5 protein-coding genes are annotated in these 4,195 nt (G+C 60.5%); all 5 read right to left on the minus strand.

The window, feature by feature from the left end:
* Positions 1-846: acyl-CoA dehydrogenase family protein (locus Q1B15_RS09835; protein ID WP_299753468.1), on the minus strand; the 846-nt coding region annotated here is incomplete at its 3' end.
* The gene (locus tag Q1B15_RS09840) at positions 843-2,252 is read right to left on the minus strand and encodes a carnitine 3-dehydrogenase (RefSeq protein ID WP_299753470.1); all 1,410 of its coding nucleotides are present in this window, start codon (positions 2,250-2,252) and stop codon (positions 843-845) included. The genes Q1B15_RS09835 and Q1B15_RS09840, both read right to left, overlap by 4 nt.
* Positions 2,249-3,013 (minus strand): SDR family oxidoreductase, encoded by a 765-nt coding sequence (locus tag Q1B15_RS09845; RefSeq protein ID WP_299753472.1) that lies wholly within the window; start codon positions 3,011-3,013, stop codon positions 2,249-2,251. Before Q1B15_RS09845 ends, Q1B15_RS09840 begins: the two co-directional genes overlap by 4 nt.
* The gene (locus tag Q1B15_RS09850; protein WP_299753474.1) at positions 3,010-3,636 is read right to left on the minus strand and encodes an SGNH/GDSL hydrolase family protein; all 627 of its coding nucleotides are present in this window, start codon (positions 3,634-3,636) and stop codon (positions 3,010-3,012) included. Before Q1B15_RS09850 ends, Q1B15_RS09845 begins: the two co-directional genes overlap by 4 nt.
* On the minus strand, positions 3,633-4,195 hold a 563-nt coding region (locus Q1B15_RS09855; protein ID WP_299753476.1), incomplete at its 5' end, for a 3-keto-5-aminohexanoate cleavage protein. The genes Q1B15_RS09855 and Q1B15_RS09850, both read right to left, overlap by 4 nt.

A 4,195-nucleotide genomic window follows, 5' to 3' on the forward strand; every position in this document is an offset into this window, starting at 1 on the left:
CTGAAACTTTCCTATTTGTTGCCCAAACTGTTTGCGTTCGGCGGCGTAGTTCAAGCCCATATCAAAGACCCGTCGCGCGCGGCCCACGGCCATTGTCGCAACCGTGATACGCGTGGCATAAAGCCACTCGTTCATCACCGCAAAGCCTCCATCGACTTCGCCCAGAACCTGTGCATCCGGCAGACGACAATTGTCGAAATCGAGGACCATATTTTTGTAGCCGCGGTGACTGACCGACGCATATCCATTGCGGATCGTAAACCCCGGCATGCCGCGATCTACAAGGAACGTCGTGATCCGCTTTTTCGGCCCACGTGGCGTCTGATCCTCGCCCGTTGCGGCAAACACGATCACGAAATCCGCGTGGTCGGCACCCGATATGAAGTGTTTCGTGCCGTTCAGCACCCAGTCCCCGCCGTCCCGGCGCGCCGAACACGACATGCCGCGCACATCCGAGCCCGCCCCCGGTTCCGTCATGGCCAGTGCGTCCATTCGTTCGCCGCGCACGGCAGGAAGCAGATAGCGTTCCCGCTGCTCGCCTTCGCAGGCCATCAGGATATTTTGTGGGCGTCCAAAAAAATGCGTCAGCGCCATTGAACCGCGGCCCAACTCGCGCTCGACCAATGCAAAGTCGACATGAGACAACCCGGCGCCGCCCACGTCCTCGGGGAAGTTGCAGGCGTAAAAGCCAAGATCAAGCGTCTTTTGTTTGATCTGCCGGGCAAGATCGACGGGCACCTCGCCGGATTTTTCAACCGTGTCTTCATGGGGATAAATCTCGCGTTCAACGAAGCTGCGCACAGTCTCGACGATCATCGTTTGTTCGTCACTCAGACCAAAGTTCATGATGCGCCCTCTGCATGAGTTGCGGCAAGGTTGGCAAGTTTCTCGGCCACGTCGGAGCGCGGCGGACAGGTCTTGCGAGTCACAAGACTGACGTGCAGCAGGAACTGCGTACAAGTTGAATACACCTCGCCATCCGCATCGCGGCGCATTTCGTGGAAAAGCTTCAGCTTTTTGCCCTCGGCCAAAAGGATGCGCGTAGTGACATGGCAGGCGTCGCCCGCATGAGCTTCCACTAGGTATTTGATCGTGTTTTCAACCGTAAAATAGCTAAGGCCGGCCGCCACATAGTCGGCGTCTGCGCCGAACGCGACCATCGTCTCGTCGGCCGCATCCGAGTAGACCTGACCATAGCGGCTTTCGTTCATGTGGCCGTTGTAATCAGTCCAATCAATTGGGATCACGCGGCGGATCGTGATCATTGGCACCGCGCTTGTATCCGGGCGCGGTAGGGTCTCTTCGTGGTCCGCAATCAGCGCCCCTGCCGCGTTTCCGCGCGCTTTCAGGGCCCGCATTATTGCGATCAAATTGGTGTCGCGCAGGCGTTCCAATTCGCGGATAGACAGATGCCCCGACTGCGCATCCGATTGATCGCCGATCTTCTGGATTAACTCGTCAGTCAGTTCCGGCACGTCCATCAGTTTGGTCCAGGGCCATTCAAGACAGGGACCAAACTGGGCGATGAAATGCGCCATGCCGCCCTCGCCGCCCGCGATACGGTAGGTTTCGAACAGGCCCATCTGCGCCCAGCGCAGACCAAAGCCATAGCGGATTGCGTTATCGATTTCCTCTGTCGTCGCAATGCCGTCTTTTACCAGCCAAAGTGCCTCGCGCCAGACCGCTTCAAGGAAACGGTCGGCAATGTGGGCGTCGATTTCCTTCTTAATTTCAAGTGGGTAAAGCCCCACGCTGCTTAGAATATTCCGCGCGCGCGCCACGACGTCTTCATTCGCGCCATCGCCCGGAACGACCTCGATTAGCGGCAAGAGATAGACCGGATTAAACGGGTGCGCGACAAAGATGCGCCCCCCCGTTGGCATGCCATCGCGCAACTCGGAAGGCTTAAAGCCGCTGGTCGACGAGCCAAGCGGCGCATCCGAATTTGCTGCCGCAATCTGGGCATAGACCTGGTGTTTCAGATCAATCCGCTCCGGCACGCTTTCCTGAATGTAGTCCGCGCCGGTTACCGCTTCTTCCAGCGTGGCCGCGAAGATCAGCTGTCCCTCGGCGGGCAGCGCGCGGTCATACAGCATCGGCAACGCCCAGCGTGCCTGCGCCAGTACCTCGGCAATTTTACGTTCTGCTTCCGGGTCGGGGTCAAACACCGACACGTCCCAGCCGTTCAGCAAGAACCGCGCGGCCCATCCGCCGCCGATCACGCCGCCTCCGATAATCGCTGCTGTTTTCATGCGCTATTCGTCTCCGTATGTCCGTCGATTGTCAGGGCTTGCCCGGTGACTTTGGAGGCTCCGTGCGAGGCCAGCCAGACGCCCGCTTCTGCGATGTCATCCGCCGTAACCCAAGTGCGCAGGCTGGTGCCGTCCGCATAGGCCGCGCGGATGGTGTCGGCGTTGCGTCCACTGGCGCGCGATTGGTTGGCCAGCATCCGCTCCATCCGCTCGCCTTCGACCGCGCCGGGACAGATCGCGTTAACGCGCACGCCTGCGGGGCCAAGTTCCATCGCAAGCGTTTTCATCAGGCCCAGAATGCCCCATTTCGCGGTCGCGTAAGGCGAGCGATGCGGGTGGCCCCACTGGCCCGAAGTGGACGAGGTCAACACAATAAGCCCGGACCTTTGCGCCCGCATCACCCGCGCAGCCCAGCGGCAGGTCAGGAACGCGCCATCCAGGTTAACGGCGAGGCAGGCGCGCCAATCCTCGGGCGAGATATCTTCGATGCGCGCGGCGGGGCCGCCGGTGCCTGCGTTGGCAAAGACCGCATCGGCGCCCCCCCAATCCGTTTCAATCTCGCCGAGGAACGCATCCATCGCTTCGGCGTCGGTGACATTCGCCACACGGGCGCGAATAGTGGGATGTGCGTCCGCGAAGGCGGCAACGGCTTGCGCATCAGCATCGCAAATCGCGACCTGGTCACCGAGGTCAGCAAAACGTTCGGCAATCCGCGCGCCGATCCCTGCGGCACCGCCTGTGATGACGACGCGGCGGCTCATCCAAGCAACGCGCGGATCACAGGCGCGATGGCGTGCCCAAGCTTCGTGTGGGACGTGGCGTTCCAGTGGACGCCGTCGATCGGATCGACCGAGATCACCTGCCCGGCGTCAAAATACGAAGCGCCATTTTCACCAGCAAAGCGCTCCATCGCTTCTGGCAGAGCTTTGCTGCGTGCCTCGGCCCCTTCAAAAATCGCGGCAAGATCACCGCGTTCTTGGACGGCGGGCGGACAGATCACCAAAATCTTGTCGGTGACGTCCAGAGCCTTCGCTTCCCGCACAAGACGCGCAACACCTAAAGCGATGTCGGTGGCGTTCAAGCCAAAGCGGTTCTTCGCGTCGTTCGTGCCTAGGCAAATTATCAGCAAATCTAGAGGCTTATGAGACTCCAAGATCGCACGAAGCGGTCGTAATCCGTTGCGATAGGCCCCCTCGACCGGATCATCGTGTACAGTTGTGCGCCCCGGCAAACCTTCGGTTACGACCTCGACACCGAGCCCAAGGTCGGCCCCCAGGACATCGCCCCAGCGTGCGCCGCGCGGTAGGGTCGTATCATCCTTCAAGGCCGCCATCGGCCCGGTGCCAAAGGTGTTGCTGTCGCCGTATATCAGCACGCGCTTCATGGACGTTGCGCCTGCTTCGTGAGGCCCAGCTTCCGGCGCACATCTTCGGGCCCGATCACCCGCGCGCCAAGGCTTTCGATAATCTCGACCGCGCGCGCGACCAGTTCGGCATTCGTCGCCAACTGCCCGCGTCCAAGCATTAGATTGTCTTCAAGACCCACCCGAACATGTCCCCCCGCAAGGACAGAGGCGGCGACATACGGCATTTGATTGCGGCCCAACGCGAACGCCGAATAGGTCCATCCAACCGGCACATTGTTCACCATCGCCATGAAGGTATTCAGATCATCCGGCGCGCCCCAAGGCACGCCCATGCAAAGCTGCACCAAGGCGGGTGAGGACAGAATGCCTTCTTCGACCAACTGCTTTGCAAACCACAGATGACCCGTGTCGAAGGCTTCGATCTCGGGTTTGACGCCAAGTTCGGTCATCATCGTGCCCATAGCCCGCAGCATGCCGGGCGTGTTGGTCATCACGTAATCGGCTTCGGCAAAATTCATCGTGCCACAATCCAGCGTGCAAATCTCGGGCCGACATTCGGCGATATGCGCGACGCGCT

It is taken from the genome of uncultured Boseongicola sp., assembly GCF_937988555.1.
GTDB lineage: Bacteria > Pseudomonadota > Alphaproteobacteria > Rhodobacterales > Rhodobacteraceae > Boseongicola.